Genomic DNA, 20649 nt, shown 5'->3' with positions numbered 1-20649 from the left:
CACTAGTATTTCCCGAACTAATAAGCCAACCAAAGTGGATCTACCATATACAACCAAACTAGATTTTAAAATGAAGCCAATATCCTTCAAGTCTCTGTTCTTAACTTGTTTTTTATTATTGGGCGCCTTTAGTGCGTTTTCACAGGTAAAAAACGACTTTGAGGTTCGGTATGCAGATGAGATTAGAGGAGATATCACCTTTATCGCCAATAATATTGTCAATAGAAAAACAGATGGATATTGGGAAAGACAATGTGTTAAATGGAAAAAAGAGAAATGTGATAAATGGGAGAATGTTTGGGTTTCTTCTCCTGTTTCTCCCAATGAGCCCTATAACGAGACAGGGAGCTCCTCAGAGAATAATGACAATCTGGATATGCATTACATCGATATTGATGGGGATGCATCTACCTTTAGCAGTAGTAGCGCAATTCTTACGGTACCCGAAATTAGTTGTGCCAAAGTACGGTATGCAGGTCTTTACTGGTCTGCGGTTTTTAAGGAAAACGACAGAAGTGGTTTTGACCAAGTTAAATTTAAGATTCCAGGTGGGACCTATCAAGATTTAACGGCAGATGAAATATTGTTTGATGGGGAAGGGGATGCCGATTTTGGATATTATAGTCCTTATGCCTGCTATAAGGACGTTACCTCCATTGTAGCCGGGATGGCTGATCCCAATGGAGAGTATTTTGCGGCCAATATTAGGGCAAGCTCTGGAGACGATATCTCTGGAGGTGTTTCTGGAGGTTGGAAAATGGTAGTGGTTTTTGAAAATCCAAATTTACCTGGAAAATTCATTACCACTTTTGATGGGTATGCCGGAATAAAATCTGGACAGACCGTAGATATTCCTTTTAACGGCTTTACTACCCTACCAATTGGCTTTCCCGTTATTGCCCAACTTGGTGTAGCAGCTCTTGAGGGTGATAATAGAATTTCGGGAGACGGACTTTCCATTAAAGCAAACAGCAACGCGGTCTTTACGCCTTTGGGAAATACAGTAAACCCAGCTAATAATTTTTTTAATAGTAACATAACCATAGCAGACGCAATTGTTACTGACAGAAATCCAAACTCTATTAATACACTGGGTTGGGATGTAGATTTAATCAATATCAATAACCCCCTTAACGGAGTCATTCCCAACAATGAAACTGGAGCTGTATTACGGGCAAGTTCTTCCCAAGACAAGTATGATATTTTCTTTACCTCATTTGATGTAGAAATTATTGAACCTATTATTAATTTAAAGAAAACAGTTGAAGATATTGCCGGAAATGATATAACCGGGCAAGGGGTATATCTTGGTCAAACCTTGGATTATGTATTGGAGTTTCAAAATGTTGGGAACGATAATGCAGCGAATTATACAATTAAGGACGTACTGCCTATAAATGTGACCCTGGACGAAACCAACTTAATTTTACCAGTTGGGGTTACCTATACGTATGACGAACCTACTAGGACCGTAGTGTTTAGCATTCCAAATTCAATGGTAATAAAAGGACGCTCACCAAACACTATTCGTATGCGGGTTAAGGTAGCGGAAAACTGTTTCGATTTTATAAACGCCTGTTCAGATATTATTCAAAACTTGGCCTACTCTACTTATCAAGGAGTACTTAACAGTAATGTAATAACCGATGACCCCTCTGTTTTTGAATTTGACGGATGTGGATTTTCTACTCCTGGTGCTACCAATTTTTTATTGGATAATTTAGATGAATGTAATTTTAGACGGACAGTTCAGCTTTGTGGTGAACAAGTAGTACTTAATGCCGGAAATGGTTTTGATGAATATAAATGGTATAAAGATGAAAATGGCAATGGGGAGTTGGATGCCGCAGATACGCTTATAACTGATGGAGATTCGGATAATGACCCCAGTACCTTTGTTGTTCGGAATCCAGGCACCTATATCGTAGATAAAATTGTTGCCGATCCCTGTAAGGGCTTTAAGGAAATTTTGATTGTAGAACGTTTTGGGACCACCCAAACCAACCCTATTGTGGACTTCTTTAACAATAGTAATAACGATGCCGATCCTACCAACGATGTGCAGGGCGAAATTGTTAGTTGTTCTGTAGACGGAAGTCCCTTGCCTAAGATTTTTCTTTGTGGGGTAAATGATACACAATTAATTGAAGTTAACATAGCCGATGCCCAGAGTATGGTTTGGGAAAAATTGGTAGAAGGCAGTTGTACGTCTTCAGGAGATGATTGTGGTAATAAGAATGCTACCTGTACCTGGAACCAAGTTTCTGTAGGTCCGAGTTTTACAGCAAATCAAGAAGGTAAATACCGTCTAGTGGTCAATTATCAAGGAGGATGTTTTAGTCGCTTCTACTTTAATGTATTTCAAAATAACCTAGATATACAATACAGCTCCAATGATATTATATGTACTACCCCAGGAAATATTACTATTACCAACTTAGGTTTAGGATATGGATATCAATTATATGATATAGCTAATAACACCATAGTGGTGCCTTATAGTGCTAATAACGGTCCAAGTTTCGACATAAACACTAATGGTGCCTACCGAGTGGGTATGATGCAATTGGATGCCAATACAGGAGAACCTATTGATGGTTCCTGTGAATTCACGACTCCAGATATCGGAATTAGAAATCGGGATTTTCAGGTCACTACCAACGTAACACCAACCACATGTAGCACACTGGGGAGCATAAGTATACAGGCATTAAATGTTGAGGGAAATTATGAATATGAAATTCGATTGGATGATGGTAGTAACGGAGGCAACGGTACCCTCTTGGATAATGAGACTGCCCAACCGGACAATAATTTTACTTTTCAAAATTTAAATGCAGGCAATTACATAATCCGCGTTCGCACCGATGATGGTTGTTACAAGGAAGAAAAAGTTACAATACTTAGTGAGGCCGGCTTAACCCTAACTGCGCGGGTATCCCAACATATTACGTGTAAGGAAGGCAATATATTAATGGATTCCAATGGTGGCAGAACACCTCATACCTATGCAATTTGGTCCTATGTGGATGAAGGCGGAAATACGGTTACCTCCTATCCAAATATAACCTCAATACCACCGAGTAAATTTCAAACCAGTGTGATTTTTGACATTCTTGATCCAGGTGATTATACTTTTGTGGTGGTAGACCGGAACAACTGTTACGTATTTTCCAATATTGTTAACATTAAATTGGTCCCAGCAGTGGAATACACTACTTCGGTATCCGATGAAACCTGCTTTGGAGCGGAAGATGGGTCAATTACTTACAACATGATGCCAACAGGCGGATATAAGGTTACCTATACCATAACCTACCCTGATGGTAGTACTATCATAAACAACTCTGGTACCTTTACCAGTTTGCCCCAGGGCAATTATACAGTAACTCTTGAGCAATCTAAAGGAGGTGCTAGTTGCGATTTTATAGAAAACTTCACCATTGGAGGACCTGCAGACGGAATTTCTGGTGATGCTGTTTTAGTGCAAGATTATACCTGTCTCCAAAATGGTATTATTGAAGTCCAAAATGTTAACGGCGGAACTGCACCGTATTCCTATAGCATAGATGGGGTGAATTTTGTGTCGGGACCTGGATCGGAAACATTTTCCGACCTTACGAACGGGAATTACACAATTACCATTAGGGATGCTACCCTATGTACCTTTAATACCAATACTATAGTTTTGGCACCATTAGACGAGCCTACAGATTTAACTTTTTCGTCTACGGCACCAAACTGCCCCATACAAACCTCCAATGTTACCGTAACTGCTGTAAACGGGTTTAATCCCTTGACCATAGTGATCATTGCTCCAACGGCTATAGCCGCAACAACCAGCACTGGTAAAACCGCCACCTTTACTAATTTGGCCCCAGATACGTATACTTTTAGGGTGACAGATAGTAAAGGTTGTTCTTATGATGAAACCTATGCTATAACGCCTGTAATTTCTATGCAGGCTAATGGTACTTTGATAAGCAACGTGACTTGTTTAGGAGGTGCAGACGGTGCCATAGACTTTGATATAAGCGATTTCAGTAGTACTTATAGCTATTCCGTTAACGGCGCTTCTACAATTACGGGACAGTCTGCAAACACAATTAACCTTACTGGTCTGGTTGCCGGGGATTATACCCTTACTGTTACGGATGATACTACCCACTGTACTGATACGGCCACGGTTACTGTGAGTGAGCCCGATTCGGCGATGGACTTTACTTTTGCGGTGAGTCCATTGACTTGTACAACGGATGGATCCGTGACCATCACTGCTACCGACGGATGGGGAGGATATTCTTATGAAATTGAACAGCCAAACACTACGATTTTAGGACCAAAGTCAGACCATGTTTTTTCTGGTCTTACCCAAACTGGTACCTATACCATCAGCGTAACCGATGCTGGTGGCTGTGTAGAGACCAAGACCTTTGATATTGTTGCCTCTGATATTCCTACGGCTACTTTGGCTGCTACAACGGACCTTTGTTATGTTCCAGGAACAGGTGTTAGCCTCACTGCTAGTGCAGCTGGAGGAATTGCACCCTATACCTATAGCCTAAATGGTGCTCCGGCACAAAAGGGCAATGTATTTAAGAACCTTTCGCCCAATTCCTATTCCGTTGAGGTATGGGATGCCCATGGCTGTAATGTAACTACCAATACGGTAGTGATAGAGAATCAATTGACCGTTTCCAGTGTTTTGACCAAGGAATTGGATTGTAGCACTTCTGTGGATGCCGTGATTGATATTACCATAAATGGCGGATATACCAGCTATAGCTATCAGGTTAATGGTGGGTTAAGTACTGCTGTAGTAGGGAATACCATTACCTATACCACGGACGTAGACGGCAGTTATACCTTTTTAATTACGGATAGTGAAGGCTGTACAGCGGAGACCACTGTTGTAATAGATCCCATTACCAATCCCGTTGCCACTAATGATATTATAAATCCAACTTGTGATAGTGCTGCCAATGGCAGTGTCGAGATTCTAATAGATCCCAACTTTGGAACCGCCCCTTATCAAGTCAACTTTAGTGGTGCAGGCTTTAGCAATGAGACGACCTACTCCGGACTTGCATCAGGAACCTATAATTATACAGTACAGGACAGTAAAGGTTGTACTTATAATGGCAGTGCTACTTTAGTTGCGCCAGACCCTATTGCAGCTGAGGCTGTATTAATGCAACCGTATACTTGCTTACAGACGGGCAGCATCCAAGTACAAAATATTACTGGGGGAACACCAGGATACACCTATAGTATTGACGGAGTGACATTTGTTGCAGGAGATACTTTTACCGGACTTACCAATGGGAATTATACCCTTACTGTAAAAGATGCCAGTGGATGTACATTTGCGACCATACCCGTAAATATCCCGGCCTTAGACCCACCAACGGATATTACATTTAGTAGTACAGCGGCAAACTGTCCGTCCGAAACTTCAAACCTTAGTTTAGCGGTAACAGGAGGAAGTGGTGCCCTTACCTATGAAATTCTTGCTCCTGCTGTTTCCATTGCCACCAATTCCACAGGTGTATTTAACGATCTTGCTCCCAACACCTATACTTTTAGGGTTACCGATACCAATGGATGTTCGTATAACGAAAACTATACGGTAAATACTGTATCGAAAATAAATGTAGTTGGGACAACAACTCAAAACGTATCCTGCCTAGGAAGTGACGATGGTGCCATACGATATACTGTTAGCGGTATCTCTGGAACCTACAGTTATACCGTAACTGGGCCCACAGCCATAGCTCCACAAAATGGGATTACTACTAGCCCATTGAACTTTATTGGCTTATTGGCCGGTGATTATACCCTTACTGTTACGGATGATACTACCTACTGTACCGATACGGCTACGGTTACTGTGAGTGAGCCCGATTCGATGATGGACTTTACTTTTGCGGTGAGTCCATTGACTTGTACAACGGATGGATCGGTGACGATCACCGCTACCGACGGATGGGGAGGATATTCTTATGAAATTGAACAGCCAAACACTACGATTTTAGGACCAAAGTCAGACCATGTTTTTTCTGGTCTTACCCAAACTGGCACCTATACCATCAGCGTAACCGATGCTGGTGGCTGTGTAGAGACCAAGACCTTTGATATTGTTGCCTCTGATATTCCTACGGCTACTTTGGCTGCTACAACGGACCTTTGTTATGTTCCAGGAACAGGTGTTAGCCTCACTGCTAGTGCAGCTGGAGGAATTGCACCCTATACCTATAGCCTAAATGGTGCTCCGGCACAAAAGGGCAATGTATTTAAGAACCTTTCGCCCAATTCCTATTCCGTTGAGGTATGGGATGCCCATGGCTGTAATGTAACTACCAATACGGTAGTGATAGAGAATCAATTGACCGTTTCCAGTGTTTTGACCAAGGAATTGGATTGTAGCACTTCTGTGGATGCCGTGATTGATATTACCATAAATGGCGGATATACCAGCTATAGCTATCAGGTTAATGGTGGGTTAAGTACTGCTGTAGTAGGGAATACCATTACCTATACCACGGACGTAGACGGCAGTTATACCTTTTTAATTACGGATAGTGAAGGCTGTACAGCGGAGACCACTGTTGTAATAGATCCCATTACCAATCCCGTTGCCACTAATGATATTATAAATCCAACTTGTGATAGTGCTGCCAATGGCAGTGTCGAGATTCTAATAGATCCCAACTTTGGAACCGCCCCTTATCAAGTCAACTTTAGTGGTGCAGGCTTTAGCAATGAGACGACCTACTCCGGACTTGCATCAGGAACCTATAATTATACAGTACAGGACAGTAAAGGTTGTACTTATAATGGCAGTGCTACTTTAGTTGCGCCAGACCCTATTGCAGCTGAGGCTGTATTAATGCAACCGTATACTTGCTTACAGACGGGCAGCATCCAAGTACAAAATATTACTGGGGGAACACCAGGATACACCTATAGTATTGACGGAGTGACATTTGTTGCAGGAGATACTTTTACCGGACTTACCAATGGGAATTATACCCTTACTGTAAAAGATGCCAGTGGATGTACATTTGCGACCATACCCGTAAATATCCCGGCCTTAGACCCACCAACGGATATTACATTTAATGCCACGGCACCTTATTGTACGGCAGAGACGTCAGTGGTGAATCTTTCGGTTACCGGTGGAAGTGGCACAATCACTTACGAGATCATTGATCCTGCGGGAGCAACAGCTTCCAATACCACTGGAGTGTTTAATAATCTTGCTCCAGATACCTATACCTTTAAAGTAACTGATTCTAAAGGTTGTAGCTATGAGGAGAACTTTACCATTACCCCAGTCCAAAAGATAAATGTATCAGGATCTTTAGTGGAGAATGTTTCTTGCCAAGGAGGATCGGATGGTGTCATACAATATAATGTTAGCGGTTTCTCCGGAACCTACAGTTATACCGTAACTGGGCCCACGCCAATAACTTCGAATAACGGAATTACTACGAGTCCATTGAATTTTAATGGCCTTGTGGCTGGTGATTATACCATTACTGTTACGGACGACACTACAAATTGTACCGATACGGTCACGGTTACCGTGAACGAGCCTGCAGATTCATTGATGATTGATGCAGTGGTAGTTACGGATCCAAGCTGTTCCGTAAGCGGTACGGTTCCTGGAACGGTGAATATCTCTACTTCCGGAGGATGGGGTGGATATACTTATCAAATTACAGACCCAAGTGGAGCTGTATTTTCCAATACTACTGGAGTTTTTAAGGACCTATTGGATACTTCTGCACCTTATAGTGTTGATGTTACCGATGTAAATGGATGTCGTGTTTCCACGACCTTTACATTAAATCCGGCCATAGCTCCAGCGCTTGCATTAAACGCTAATAACTTATGTTATGATGCTACTGTAGGTTTAACCATAACTGCTTCTGTTAGCTCAGGTGGACAAGCACCATTTCAATTTAGAATCAATGGTGGCGCCTACCAGTCCAACAATATTTTTAGCGGATTGACTCCTGGGACCTATACCGTAGGCGTTATAGACAATAAAAACTGTACAGATACGGAAACCATTACTATTAATCCTAAACTTATCGTAAACGCATCTCTTGATAAAGATTTGGATTGTAGTATTAGTCCAGATGCTGAAATTATCATTTCTATAGCAAACGGCAATCCGGCATACACCTACGAAGTGTTTTTGGATGGTACAATTTTTCAGGCCAGCACAGCGGTGCCTGTATCACCATTTATTTATAGCACAAGTACAGCGGGAGCCTATGAATTTATAATTTCCGATACTTCTGGTTGTACCCTAACATCGAATACAATAATAGTAAGTAGTAACGTCCCTCCAACAGCTGTGCCCGTGGTTACCAATCCACTTTGTGCTACTGCGGCTACCGGTTCTGTAAACTTGAATATAACCGGAGGAACAGCACCATACCAAATAGTATTTAATGGGAATGCCCCTTCCACACAAATGGTTTATACTGGGTTAACAGACGGATCGTATAACTATTCGGTTGTCGATGCCAAAGGATGTGAGACAACAGGTACAGTGAATTTAACTGACCCGGCAGTATTAGCATTATCCACTGCTGTTTCCCAAGATTATACCTGTACTACTGGAGCTGCAACTATTGATGTGACGAGTACCTCAGGGGGTACAGGATCATATACCTACAGTATTGATGGGGTTACTTTTGGTCCAGGAACTACTTTTTCTGACTTAACCGCTGGGACCTATTCTATTACAGCTAGGGATAGCAATAATTGTACGGTGACAAGTACACAAACCATTGATCCACTAAATAGACCTACAGATCTTTCATTTACCCCATCGGCAATGACCTGTCCGGCTATATTAAGTGATGTCACTGTCACTGTAACGGATGGAAATGGACCGTTTAACTATAAGATTATAGCGCCTGTTTTGCATGCAACAGACAATGGCAATAATGCTACTTTTACGGGATTGGCAGCAGGTACCTATACTTTTGAAGTTACAGATGCCAAGGGTTGTACAATACAAGAAAGCTATACTGTAAATACGATTCCCAAAGTTAAGGTATTGTACCAATTGGTAAATAACGTAACCTGTAAAGGAGATCTCGATGGAGAATTTACTTTTGAGACGAGCGATTTTGTATCTACATTTAGTTATGTTGTAGAGGATAGTGCTGGTAATGTTAAACAATTAGGTAACAATATAAATATCATTACTCCGATTTCTGTTCCAAATTTAGGGGCAGATACGTATATGGTTATTGTAACCGATGATGTAACCAATTGTACCGCATCTGCTCCGGCTTTGATCGCTGAACCAATTACCGCCTTAGATTTCACATTTACTAATACAGATGTAACTTGTTCTAGCGATGCAACTATTTTGGTAAACGCTACCGGCGGGTGGGGATCCTATCAACATCAGTTGATGGATGCAGCCGCTACAGGGGTTATAGTACCCTTCCAGAGTAATAAAACTTTTACAAATATTACAGCAGGAAATTATACCATTAGAGTAATGGATGCCAACGGATGTATACTGGATAAACCAATTACTATTAATGCTATAGGTACTCCTACTCTAGCCTTAGATCCTAGTTCAGATGTTTGTTCTGATCCTAATGGAGCAGAGATTGTCTTAAACAGTACGGGAGGACAAGGACCTTATAGGTATAGAGTAAATGGTGGTACTTATCAGGCTAGTAATACTTTTTCAAACTTAGCTCCTAGAACCTATAATTTTGAAGCAACAGATGTTTTTGGTTGTTCTACTGGAACTTTAACAATAATTGTTCCGGAAAGATTAATAATCACAAATGCTGTGGTTACTAAAGATCTCACTTGTTCTATTCCTACAGATGCTGTTATTCAGGTGACGGTAAACGGAGGTTATCTTCCATATAACCGCTATGAGGTAAGTACTGACGGAGGAGCTACATTTAATCCAGGTGCCGCTATAGCAGGTGCAAGTTTTAGCTTTAGTTCCAATACCGCTGGAAATTATATGTTTAAGGTGTATGACGATAAAGGATGTGATGTGCTTTCAAATCCTATTACGATTAATCCAACTACCACCCCTGTGGCAAACCACAATACAATAGATCCTAGTTGTAATGGAGGTTCTGATGGCGTTGTTGAAATAGTTCCGGTTGGGGGAACAGGACTTTCACCCTATGTGTATAGCTTCTATGGGGGTCCATTTACCGCTCAAAGAACCTATTCGGGACTATCAGCTGGTATAACATACTCTTATATAATTAGGGATAGTAAAGGTTGTGAGGAATCGTATAACGTAATATTGAATGACCCTCCTGTATTTGATGCAGATGTTACTGTAAAGAACGTTTCCTGTGGAGTAACTGGAGATGTACCAGGAAGCATTACCATTGATATAACAAGTGGAGGGATACCCGATTATACGTATACCTTATATGATCAATCCAATAATATAGTTACCGTTTCAGGTCCAACACCTAATCCTGTAACCACTTCCGATACTTCTATAACGTTTGACGGATTGGACTTTGGAGATTATTATGTTAGGATAATAAACGCGAATGGTTGCGAATATTATGAGAACCCAGTAAGAGTGTTAGCCAGCCCTTATCTAACCCTAACTTCAGCGCCAGTTATTGTAGACTGTGTAGATGGAGGTACCGTTGAATTGTCTGCAAATAATGGATCAGGAAATTATACATTTACTATTTTAGGTACTGCTATAGCTCCAAATTCTATTACGACATCAGGTAGTACTGTTTTAGCAACATATACGGGTCTAAACGCAGGTCAAAAATATGTATTCCAAGCTGTTGACGATGCTACTGGTTGCTCCAGTTATTTGGAGGTAGAAGTTCCAAATCTATCAAGTATTGATGTGGTTGCTACTCCAACCGTTACCAATGCTAGTTGTTTTGGAGGTGCGGATGGTTCCTTGGAATTTCAAATAGAGGGCTTTGATTCAAGTGTAACAGTAATTAATTATGAAATACGTAATGCCCTAACTAATGTGTCCTTGGGTGCTGCTTATTCTGGTAATGTACCCCAGCCGGCTGGAGGTCCTACTCCAACACCTTCGGTGAAGGTAGACAATATTCCTCCCGGGGACTATGTATTATATTTTGAAGAAAATTCAGTCCCATCATGTACCAATGTCTACGAATTTAGAATATTGGAGCCCACTCCGGTACAGTTAAGTTTCGTGAGCAAGACTAAAGCCAATTGTAATGATGGTTCTTTTGTAACAGTTAAAGCAACGGGAGGTTCTGGATCATACTCCTTTGCCTATGTGCTAGCAGGAGACCCTGCCCCAACAGCCTTTCCAGAATCTAGTACATTGCAAATTATAGCCGCTGCATATCCTGTAGACTATGACATTTACGTACAAGACGTAAACGGTTGTATAGCTCCACCTCTGACGGTAACGCTAGAAAAGGACCCTGAAACTGCTATAGATATTAGTGTTGTGGATTCTTGTGTGTCCGCAGATGGGACTTTTGAAATTGAAGTAGAACTAATTACTGCCGGTATCGCACCTCATTATATGAGTGTGAACGGAGGGACTTTTGTGCCAGTGACCCTAAATAATTCAGGGGAAACAGTAATCATATCAAATCTTTCATCAGGAAATCATTCTGTAAGAGTAGTGGATTCCTATGGATGTGGGGAAGCAGCCAAAACCATTACTATTTCTCCTCCATTTTCTGCTATAGCAACACTAACTGCTGAAGAGCAATGTAATCCTGTCAATAGTGGGGAGGTAACCATAATTACGGATGGTGGATCTGGGGATTTCAATTATACACAAACTTCCCCTGCTGGTCCTACACAGACCAATAACCCAATATTTACAGGGCTGACCAGTGGCAACTATGATTTTGATATCATAGATAATATTACTGGTTGTGCGCATAGTGTGACTATTACTATAGATGCACCAGTTAATCCTACATTTAGTTTGTCGACTACGGACGTGAACTGTTTTGGAGGAAGCGATGGAACTATTACCGTAACATTGAATGCAGGAAACGTAGACACGCCTTACCAATACAGTCTGGATGGAAATGCCCCCCAAAACTCAAATGTATTTACTGGGTTGGCCCAAGGTAGCTATACGGTTACTGTTATCTCTGATAAAGGTTGTCCTCATTACGAAACTATTACCGTTAATGAACCAACACAATTGGCGATCAGTGCATCTGCATCCCCATATAGTTGTGATGATAATTTTAGTACGGTAACTGTAGACAATCCAAATCCAACAGGAACAGGACCATATTTGTATAGCTTTAATGGAGGATCTTTCCAATCCAATAACACCTATAATGTAGCCTTTGGTGCCCCAGATGTAAATGTGATTGTTAAGGATGATAATGGTTGTACTGCGGCAATAGCTGTTGCTATTCCTTTAGAACAAGAGGTAACTGCTAGTATTACTGTACATCAAAATATAGACTGTAATAACGGTGAGGAAATTATCCAAATAGTCCCAGCGGATGGTTCAGGAGATTATACCATTACAGAATTGCCAAGTGGTACTGTGGTTGCGGATCCAACATATATTGTTTTAACCGCACCCGGGAATTATGCCTATGAAGTACTGGATAATAATACGAACTGTTCCGTAATTGTAGAGCATAATATAGCGCCATATAAACTTATTTCAGTAACTGCATCTATTATTGCAGATGCCAGTTGTAGCGATAGTTCTGATGGAGAATTGCAAATAAATATTTCAGGCTATATAGGTACTTTTGAGTATCAGGTAATGGATGATCTTGGGAATCCTGTACCAGGTGCAACTGGAAACTCTAATGCGACTTCAAATCCATTTAATTATGTAATTCCACAGACATTACCAGCCGGAATGTATAAAGTTAGAGTAACTGAAACACAAATTCCTTTGTGTAACGAAGTGTCAAACTCCGTAACGATTGATGCCCCAGAAGAAGTAATTGTAGTTGAGGTTAGTAATACTCCAGATAACTGTAATGAAGATGCAATTGTAATAGTACAGGCCAGTGGAGGAACCGGACCTTATACCTATGCTGTAGTATTAGATGGCTCAGCTATCCCTGGAGCATTTCTAGAGGACGAAATACTTCATTTGGATTATAGTACAGGTACCAACTGGGATGTTTATGCCCAAGATGCGAATGGATGTATATCTAAAGTGTTAGATATTACAATCACTGAAGATACTAGACCAGATATCTCATTGTCCATTGTAAATGAGTGTGTAGAGGAAGGCAATTTCTCCATAAATGTTACTCTAGATGCTACTAATACAGGTGTAGCTCCATACCGAGTTAGAATTGTTGGGAATGCTTTCCAAAATATAGCGTCCTTCCCATATACTTTTAACAACCTTACTTCAGGTGCTTATGATATAGAGGTGTTGGATGCTAATGGATGTGGAGAAATTGAATCGATTACCATTAGTCCTGAATTGGAATTTAACGCTACAGTAACTACCCAGCCCTCATGTAACACTAACGACGGGGTAATCGACTTTGCTGTTGCTGGTGGATCAGGAAGTAATACGGTTGAACTGTTTGAAGCGGATGGGATTACCCCAACGGGAATAGTATCAGTTGGGAACCAGTTTACTGGAGTGGCTTTCGGGACATACATCGTCCGTGTAAGGGATAACACCCTAGGAAACCCTTCCAATTGTACTAAGGAAATACAGATAACTTTAGAAGAGCCGACATCAGTAACTTTACAAACTACCCAAAAAATTGATATTAGTTGTTTTGGAGCAGCCGATGGCAGCATAATGGTTAGTTTGGTTACTCCAAGTGCTGGAGTAAATGACAATCCGCCTTATGCCTTTACCATAGATAATGGGGTAGATGCGGCCATTACCCAAAATAATGGATTCTTCTCAGGTTTAAATCCAGGGAATTACGTAATAAGCGTGACTTCCAATAGGAACTGCGTGGCTACGGATAACATAACTATAGTTGAGCCAGCTCAATTGATTGCTTCTATTAGCAATGTGGTAGAATTTGCTTGTGATGTTAATAATACTACACAAACAGCCGCTTTTGATATTATAGCAGATGCTTCTACGGGTACAGGGCCATACTATTTTAGTGTAAATGGAGGGGATTATTTTGAAGGTACAGGTGCCGCCAAAAATCAATATACCTATGTAACTGCTATTGCGGGTACATTTATCGTAGACGTTAAGGATAGGAATGGATGTTCTATTGTGGTGCCATTATCGCATACAATTGATCCACTTCCAGAAATCACGGATGTTTCCTTTAACCAACAGACGGAAATAAGCTGTAATGGTGATGAAGAGATAGAAATAACGGTTTCTGGAGGATCGGGAGACTTTACTTTTGAACTGTTGCCGGTGGGTAGTCCTTATGGTACACCAATATCTGTTACAGGAAATACTGCTATTTATCAATTGAGTCGAGTAGGGGATTATACCTTTAGAGTGACCGATAATGTGACGGGATGCTATTTCACTTCCGCTCCATATACTGTTGCTCCAAATGACCTGATAGAAGTGGTGGCTACGGCAATGACACCAGTGACTTGTTTTGGGGACTCTGATGGGGTGATGGATATAAATGTCACCGATTATACTGGCAACTACTCTTATGAGGTGTTCAATAGTGATGGTACAAGTACCTCTATAACAAATACGGGTGTAGCGTCTGGTGTGCTGCGCATACTGGGACTGTCCGCAGGGAATTTCTATGTGGTACTTACCGCAACGGACGCTCCATTCTGTCCGGCTACGTCCAACATAGTGACTATTGGCTCGCCAGATGCAGCCCTAGATTTACTTGTCACCAAAAATATCAACGCCAATTGTAACATTGGTGCACAGGTAACGGTTAAGGCCAGTGGTGGGAACGGTGGTTATACCTATGCTTTTGTACAAGACGGGTCAATTCCTAATCCAAGTGATTATACTGCAAGTGCCAGTGCTATTCTTGATCCTGCTACCAATCTAAATTGGGACGTATGGGTGAAAGATGCCAAGGACTGTCTTTATAGGATTGATGTGGTTATTGCTGCAGATCCTTTGCCAACGGTAACTGTGCCAGCTTATGCGGATGACCAGTGTACCTCCACAGGGAACTCTTATACCTTTACCGCGACCGGATTAGGTGTGGGTCCTTTAAAATTCAGGATAGACAACAAGAGCTACCAGAGTAGTGGAACCTTTACCGTTACCGCTCCCGGGACCTATCAGGTGACCGTCATGGATGCCAACGGCTGTACCGTGACTGACACCTTACTGATCTATGGTCCTTTAGCGCCAAATTCTCAGGTGATCGCTCAGCCTTCTTGTGCCGATAATGACGGGATAATATCCGTTACCGCCAATGGGGGATCGGGCAATTACGAATATGAATTACAGGATGCCTTTGGAGCTACGTTGGTACCCCAAGGCGCTTCCAATACCTTCCCTAGCCTAGGTGCAGGTGATTACTTAATGGTAGTACACGATACCACTACCGGTTGTAACAGCAGCGCCCCAATTTCCTTGGAGGCAGCTAGCCCGGTAATCTTTACCTGGACCAAGGAAGATGTTTCCTGTAACGGCGGTGCCGATGGTTCTATACAGGTCATTCTGGATGCTGCTAATGACAACCCACCATACACCTTTACAATTTTTGATGGTACAACCACTACCACCCAGAACAGCAAACTGTTCACAGGCTTGGCCGCAGGTACCTACGACATTACTGTGACTTCAGATAGGGGTTGTTTTATCACCCATAGTGTGATAATTAACGAGCCAGCGCAACTAGTTGCTTCAATTAGCAATGTGGTAGAATTTGCTTGTGATGTTGATAATACTACACAAACAGCCTCTTTTGATATTGTTGCCGATGCAGCTACGGGTACAGGGCCATACTTTTTCAGTATAGATGGAGGAGATTATTTTGCAGGTACAGGAGCCGCCAAAAATCAATATACCTATGTAACCGCTACTGCAGGTACATTTACCGTGGATGTTAAGGATAGTAATGGATGTTCTATTGTGGTGCCATTAACGCATACAATTGATCCACTTCCAGAAATCACGGATGTTTCCTTTAACCAACAAACCGCCATTACGTGTAACAATGACGAGGAGGTTCTATTAACGGTGACGGGTGGATCAGGTGACTTTACCTTTGAGCTATTACCGCTAGGCAATCCCAATGGTGCACAAACTTTGGTGGCAGGAACTACTGCCATTTATGAGCTGTCCACTCCAGGAGACTATGTCTTTAGGGTAACTGATAATGTGACGGGCTGTTATTTCACTTCCGCACCATATACTATTGCTCCTTACGACCTGATCGAAGTAGTGGCCACGGCCATTAAGCCTGTGACCTGTTTTGGGGATTCCGATGGAGAGCTTCAGATCCAGGTGAACAATTATTTAGGTAATTATGACTACCAGGTATTCGATAGCAGTGGAACCAATATTACAGGAGTCCTAAGTACCGATACCTCTGTAAATCCAAGAACAATTACTGGACTGCCCGCAGGGAATTTCTATGTGGTACTTACCGCAACGGACGCTCCATTCTGTCCGGCTACGTCCAACATAGTGACTATTGGCTCGCCAGATGCAGCCCTAGATTTACTTGTCACCAAAAATATCAACGCCAATTGTAACATTGGTGCACAGGTAACGGTTAAGGCCAGTGGTGGGAACGGTGGTTATACCTATGCTTTTGTACAAGACGGGTCAATTCCTAATCCAAGTGATTATACTGCAAGTGCCAGTGCTATTCTTGATCCTGCTACCAATCTAAATTGGGACGTATGGGTGAAAGATGCCAAGGACTGTCTTTATAGGATTGATGTGGTTATTGCTGCAGATCCTTTGCCAACGGTAACTGTGCCAGCTTATGCGGATGACCAGTGTACCTCCACAGGGAACTCTTATACCTTTACCGCGACCGGATTAGGTGTGGGTCCTTTAAAATTCAGGATAGACAACAAGAGCTACCAGAGTAGTGGAACCTTTACCGTTACCGCTCCCGGGACCTATCAGGTGACCGTCATGGATGCCAACGGCTGTACCGTGACTGACACCTTACTGATCTATGGTCCTTTAGCGCCAAATTCTCAGGTGATCGCTCAGCCTTCTTGTGCCGATAATGACGGGATAATATCCGTTACCGCCAATGGGGGATCGGGCAATTACGAATATGAATTACAGGATGCCTTTGGAGCTACGTTGGTACCCCAAGGCGCTTCCAATACCTTCCCTAGCCTAGGTGCAGGTGATTACTTAATGGTAGTACACGATACCACTACCGGTTGTAACAGCAGCGCCCCAATTTCCTTGGAGGCAGCTAGCCCGGTAATCTTTACCTGGACCAAGGAAGATGTTTCCTGTAACGGCGGTGCCGATGGTTCTATACAGGTCATTCTGGATGCTGCTAATGACAACCCACCATACACCTTTACAATTTTTGATGGTACAACCACTAACACCCAGAACAGCAAACTGTTCACAGGCTTGGCCGCAGGTACCTACGACATTACTGTGACTTCAGATAGGGGTTGTTTTATCACCTATAGTGTGATAATTAACGAGCCAGCGCCAGTAGCTGTAAGTGCCACTGCGACCGATTTTACTTGTAATACCAACAACGAGGCATCACAAGCAGTGATAACCGCAGTAGGGACCGATGGGACAGCTCCTTATACCTATAGTATTAACGGAGTTAACTTCTTTACTTCCAATACGTTTACTATTACGGATAACGGTTCTGATAGAACTGTTCAAGTCACTATAAAGGATGATAATGGCTGTATGGAAAGTACCATTGTCAACATTAGTACACTTAACAAATTCACAGCAACGGTATCCGAAAATATCGATATCTCTTGCGCAGGACCCGAAGAAGTAACCATTACTGTGAGTGACAATGGCAATACGCTCAATGATTATAGCTATCAGTTATTACCTGTTGGCAATACCAATGCCACTTTTACCGGTACTCCAACTTATAACAGTGCTACATTTAATTTATCTGCTGTGGGTAGTTATACCTTTAGGGTAACCGATACCACAACAGGTTGTTATGTGGATACAGCTACCTATATTATTGCACCTTATGACCTGATCAAGGTAAGTGCTACGGCAACCACACCTGTGACCTGTTTTGGGGATAATACTGGTTCCTTGGAAATTAATGTTACTGGTTATACAGGTCCTTATAGCTATACAATATTTACCAGCACAGGTGTAGCAACAGCAATTACGGGATTGAGCGATACGTCTACTAATCCATTGACCATAACCGGACTTACTGGAGGCAATTATTATGTTAAGGTTACAGAGACCAATGCACCAGAATGTTCTGAGGATTCCAATACGGTTAAGATAATTTCTCCGGATAGGGCTTTAATAGCTGTTGTGGATGCAATTGCCAGTGTTACCTGCACCAATGATGAAGGCGAACTATTGGTAGACCCAAGTGGGGGATACGCACCTTACGATATTGTACTCACCAATACCACAACTTCTGAGGTGTATAGCGCTACCGAGGTAGACAGTATGCTATTTGACGGACTCTCTGCTGGAGATTACACGGTACAGATTACCGATGCCAACGGTTGTGTTTTAAATGATACAGAAACCTTGGCAGAACCAGTACCAATAAGTGCAGATATAACTCCGCTAATCACATTTCTGGAATGCTATGGAGATAGTAATGGAGTAGTAAGTGCCATCAATATGGCTGGGGGTGAAGGGGTATATCTATATCAATTAAATGTTTATGATCCCACGGGAACGGTGATCACCTTTACCTCAGGAGGACAAGTTAGTCCTGTTTTCAACAACCTAAATGCAGGTATTTATTCTATAACCGTATCGGATGGCTGGGAATGTGATTTTGAAACCGTAACGGCTACTATAATAGACCCTACTGATGTTGGTGCCTCTTTGGCAAGAACTAGTTCGCTAAGTTGTTTAAGCGACGCAAAATTACTTTTGACAGCATCGGGTGGTATGGGACCTTACCAGTACAGTGTAGACGGGATTACCTATTTCCCAATGAGCGGAGGTAATACACATACATTTGATGTTAGTGCTGGTTCCTATCGCTATTATGTGATGGACGACTATGGATGTGGAGCTGTTTTATCCAACGAAATTACGGAAACCGCCATTGTGCCACTTTCGGTTACCTTGGATACTGCTTCTGCTATAATCAATTGTAACGGGGACAATACCGCTATTTTGATTGCCAAAGCAGCTGGAGGTCTAGGGAATTATCGCTATGAGCTCTTTACCGATGCCGGCTTTATAAATAGTATTGCTGGACCGCAAACCTCTGGTAGGTTTAATAACCTTACCATGGGTAGCTATTATGTTAGGGTTACTAGTGAGGACTGTGTTGCACAGTCGGCTGTGACCAATATTACCGAACCAACTCCACTAGTAGTGGTAGATAGTTTTACCAATGCATCCTGTTTTGGGGACACTGATGGTAGTATAACGGTTCAATTATCTGGAGGATCCGGAGGATATCAGTATGCTATTTCGCCCGACCTAGATAAGTTTGATACGGTAAATACCTTTACCAATCTGGTTCCCGGTGATTATACTGTAATTGCCCAAGATGTTAATGGTTGTTTTGAACAATTGAACTACACCATTGTAGCACCTACCCTTTTATTGGCAACACATACTACCACCCCGGAAATTTGTATCGGAAGTGAGGATGGTACTGTTTCCCTAACTATAGAGGGAGGAACAGCACCATATAGTACCAGTATCAATTCTACCGAAGATGCTGATTTTGTACAAGACAGAACTGAAATTAGTGGATTGGCGGCAGGAACCTATGCTATTTTTGTTAGGGATGCACAAGGGTGCCAAATAAGCTTGGCAGCGGTAATAGATCCCGGAGTTAACCTAAAGGCAACGGTAACGCCTCTATATGAATGTACAGGGGATACACCTAGCAATTCTATTGAAGTAGTGCTGGAAGATGGTACTGTGGCTTCGGAGGTGCTTTATGCATTGGATTCCACCGATCCAAATGATATGGTTCTGGAACCCAATTTCAGCAATATATCTTCCGGAAATCATTATTTGGCCATTGCCCATTCCAACGGATGTGTATACACCGTCAATTTCTCTATAGACTATTTTGAACCCTTGGTATTGACCTTGGTGCAAAATGAAATCAATGAAATTACGGCGGTAGCCACCGGAGGTCAGGCAGAGTACACCTTCTATTTGGGAGAGGTAAACAAGGGGACTAAAAACACCTTTCATATCAAGGAAACAGGAACCTATTCCGTAAGAGTCGTTGATGAAAATGGATGTGAGCGTATTGCCAATATTTTTATGGAGTATGTCGACATAGAAATTCCAAATTTCTTTACGCCAGATGGAGACGGATATAACGATACCTGGACTCCTAAGAATATGGAGGGATTCCCAGAAATACTAACCCTCATCTTTGACCGTTATGGTAGGGAAGTTTACAGAATGGGTCTTAATGATGCAGGATGGAACGGATTATATATGAACAGAGAACTTCCAACTGGGGATTATTGGTACATTATAAAACTGAAAGGTGAAAACGATGACCGGGAATTCGTAGGACATTTTACCCTATATAGATAAGAACTTAACCAAAT

At 42.0% G+C, this 20649-nt stretch carries 1 protein-coding gene; it reads left to right on the top strand.

Annotated features, from left to right (window positions below):
- The first annotated feature begins 70 nt into the window (after window positions 1–70).
- On the top strand, window positions 71–20635 hold the full coding sequence (locus KCTC52924_RS06410) for a T9SS type B sorting domain-containing protein (RefSeq protein WP_251807447.1): 20565 nt from the start codon (window positions 71–73) through the stop codon (window positions 20633–20635).
- The last annotated feature ends 14 nt before the right edge of the window (window positions 20636–20649 follow it).

Origin of the sequence: Arenibacter antarcticus, from assembly GCF_041320605.1 — a bacterium.
Taxonomy (GTDB): Bacteria; Bacteroidota; Bacteroidia; order Flavobacteriales; family Flavobacteriaceae; genus Arenibacter; species Arenibacter antarcticus.
Note: the sequence above shows the minus strand (reverse complement) of the source record. Positions and strands in the feature narration are given on the sequence as shown.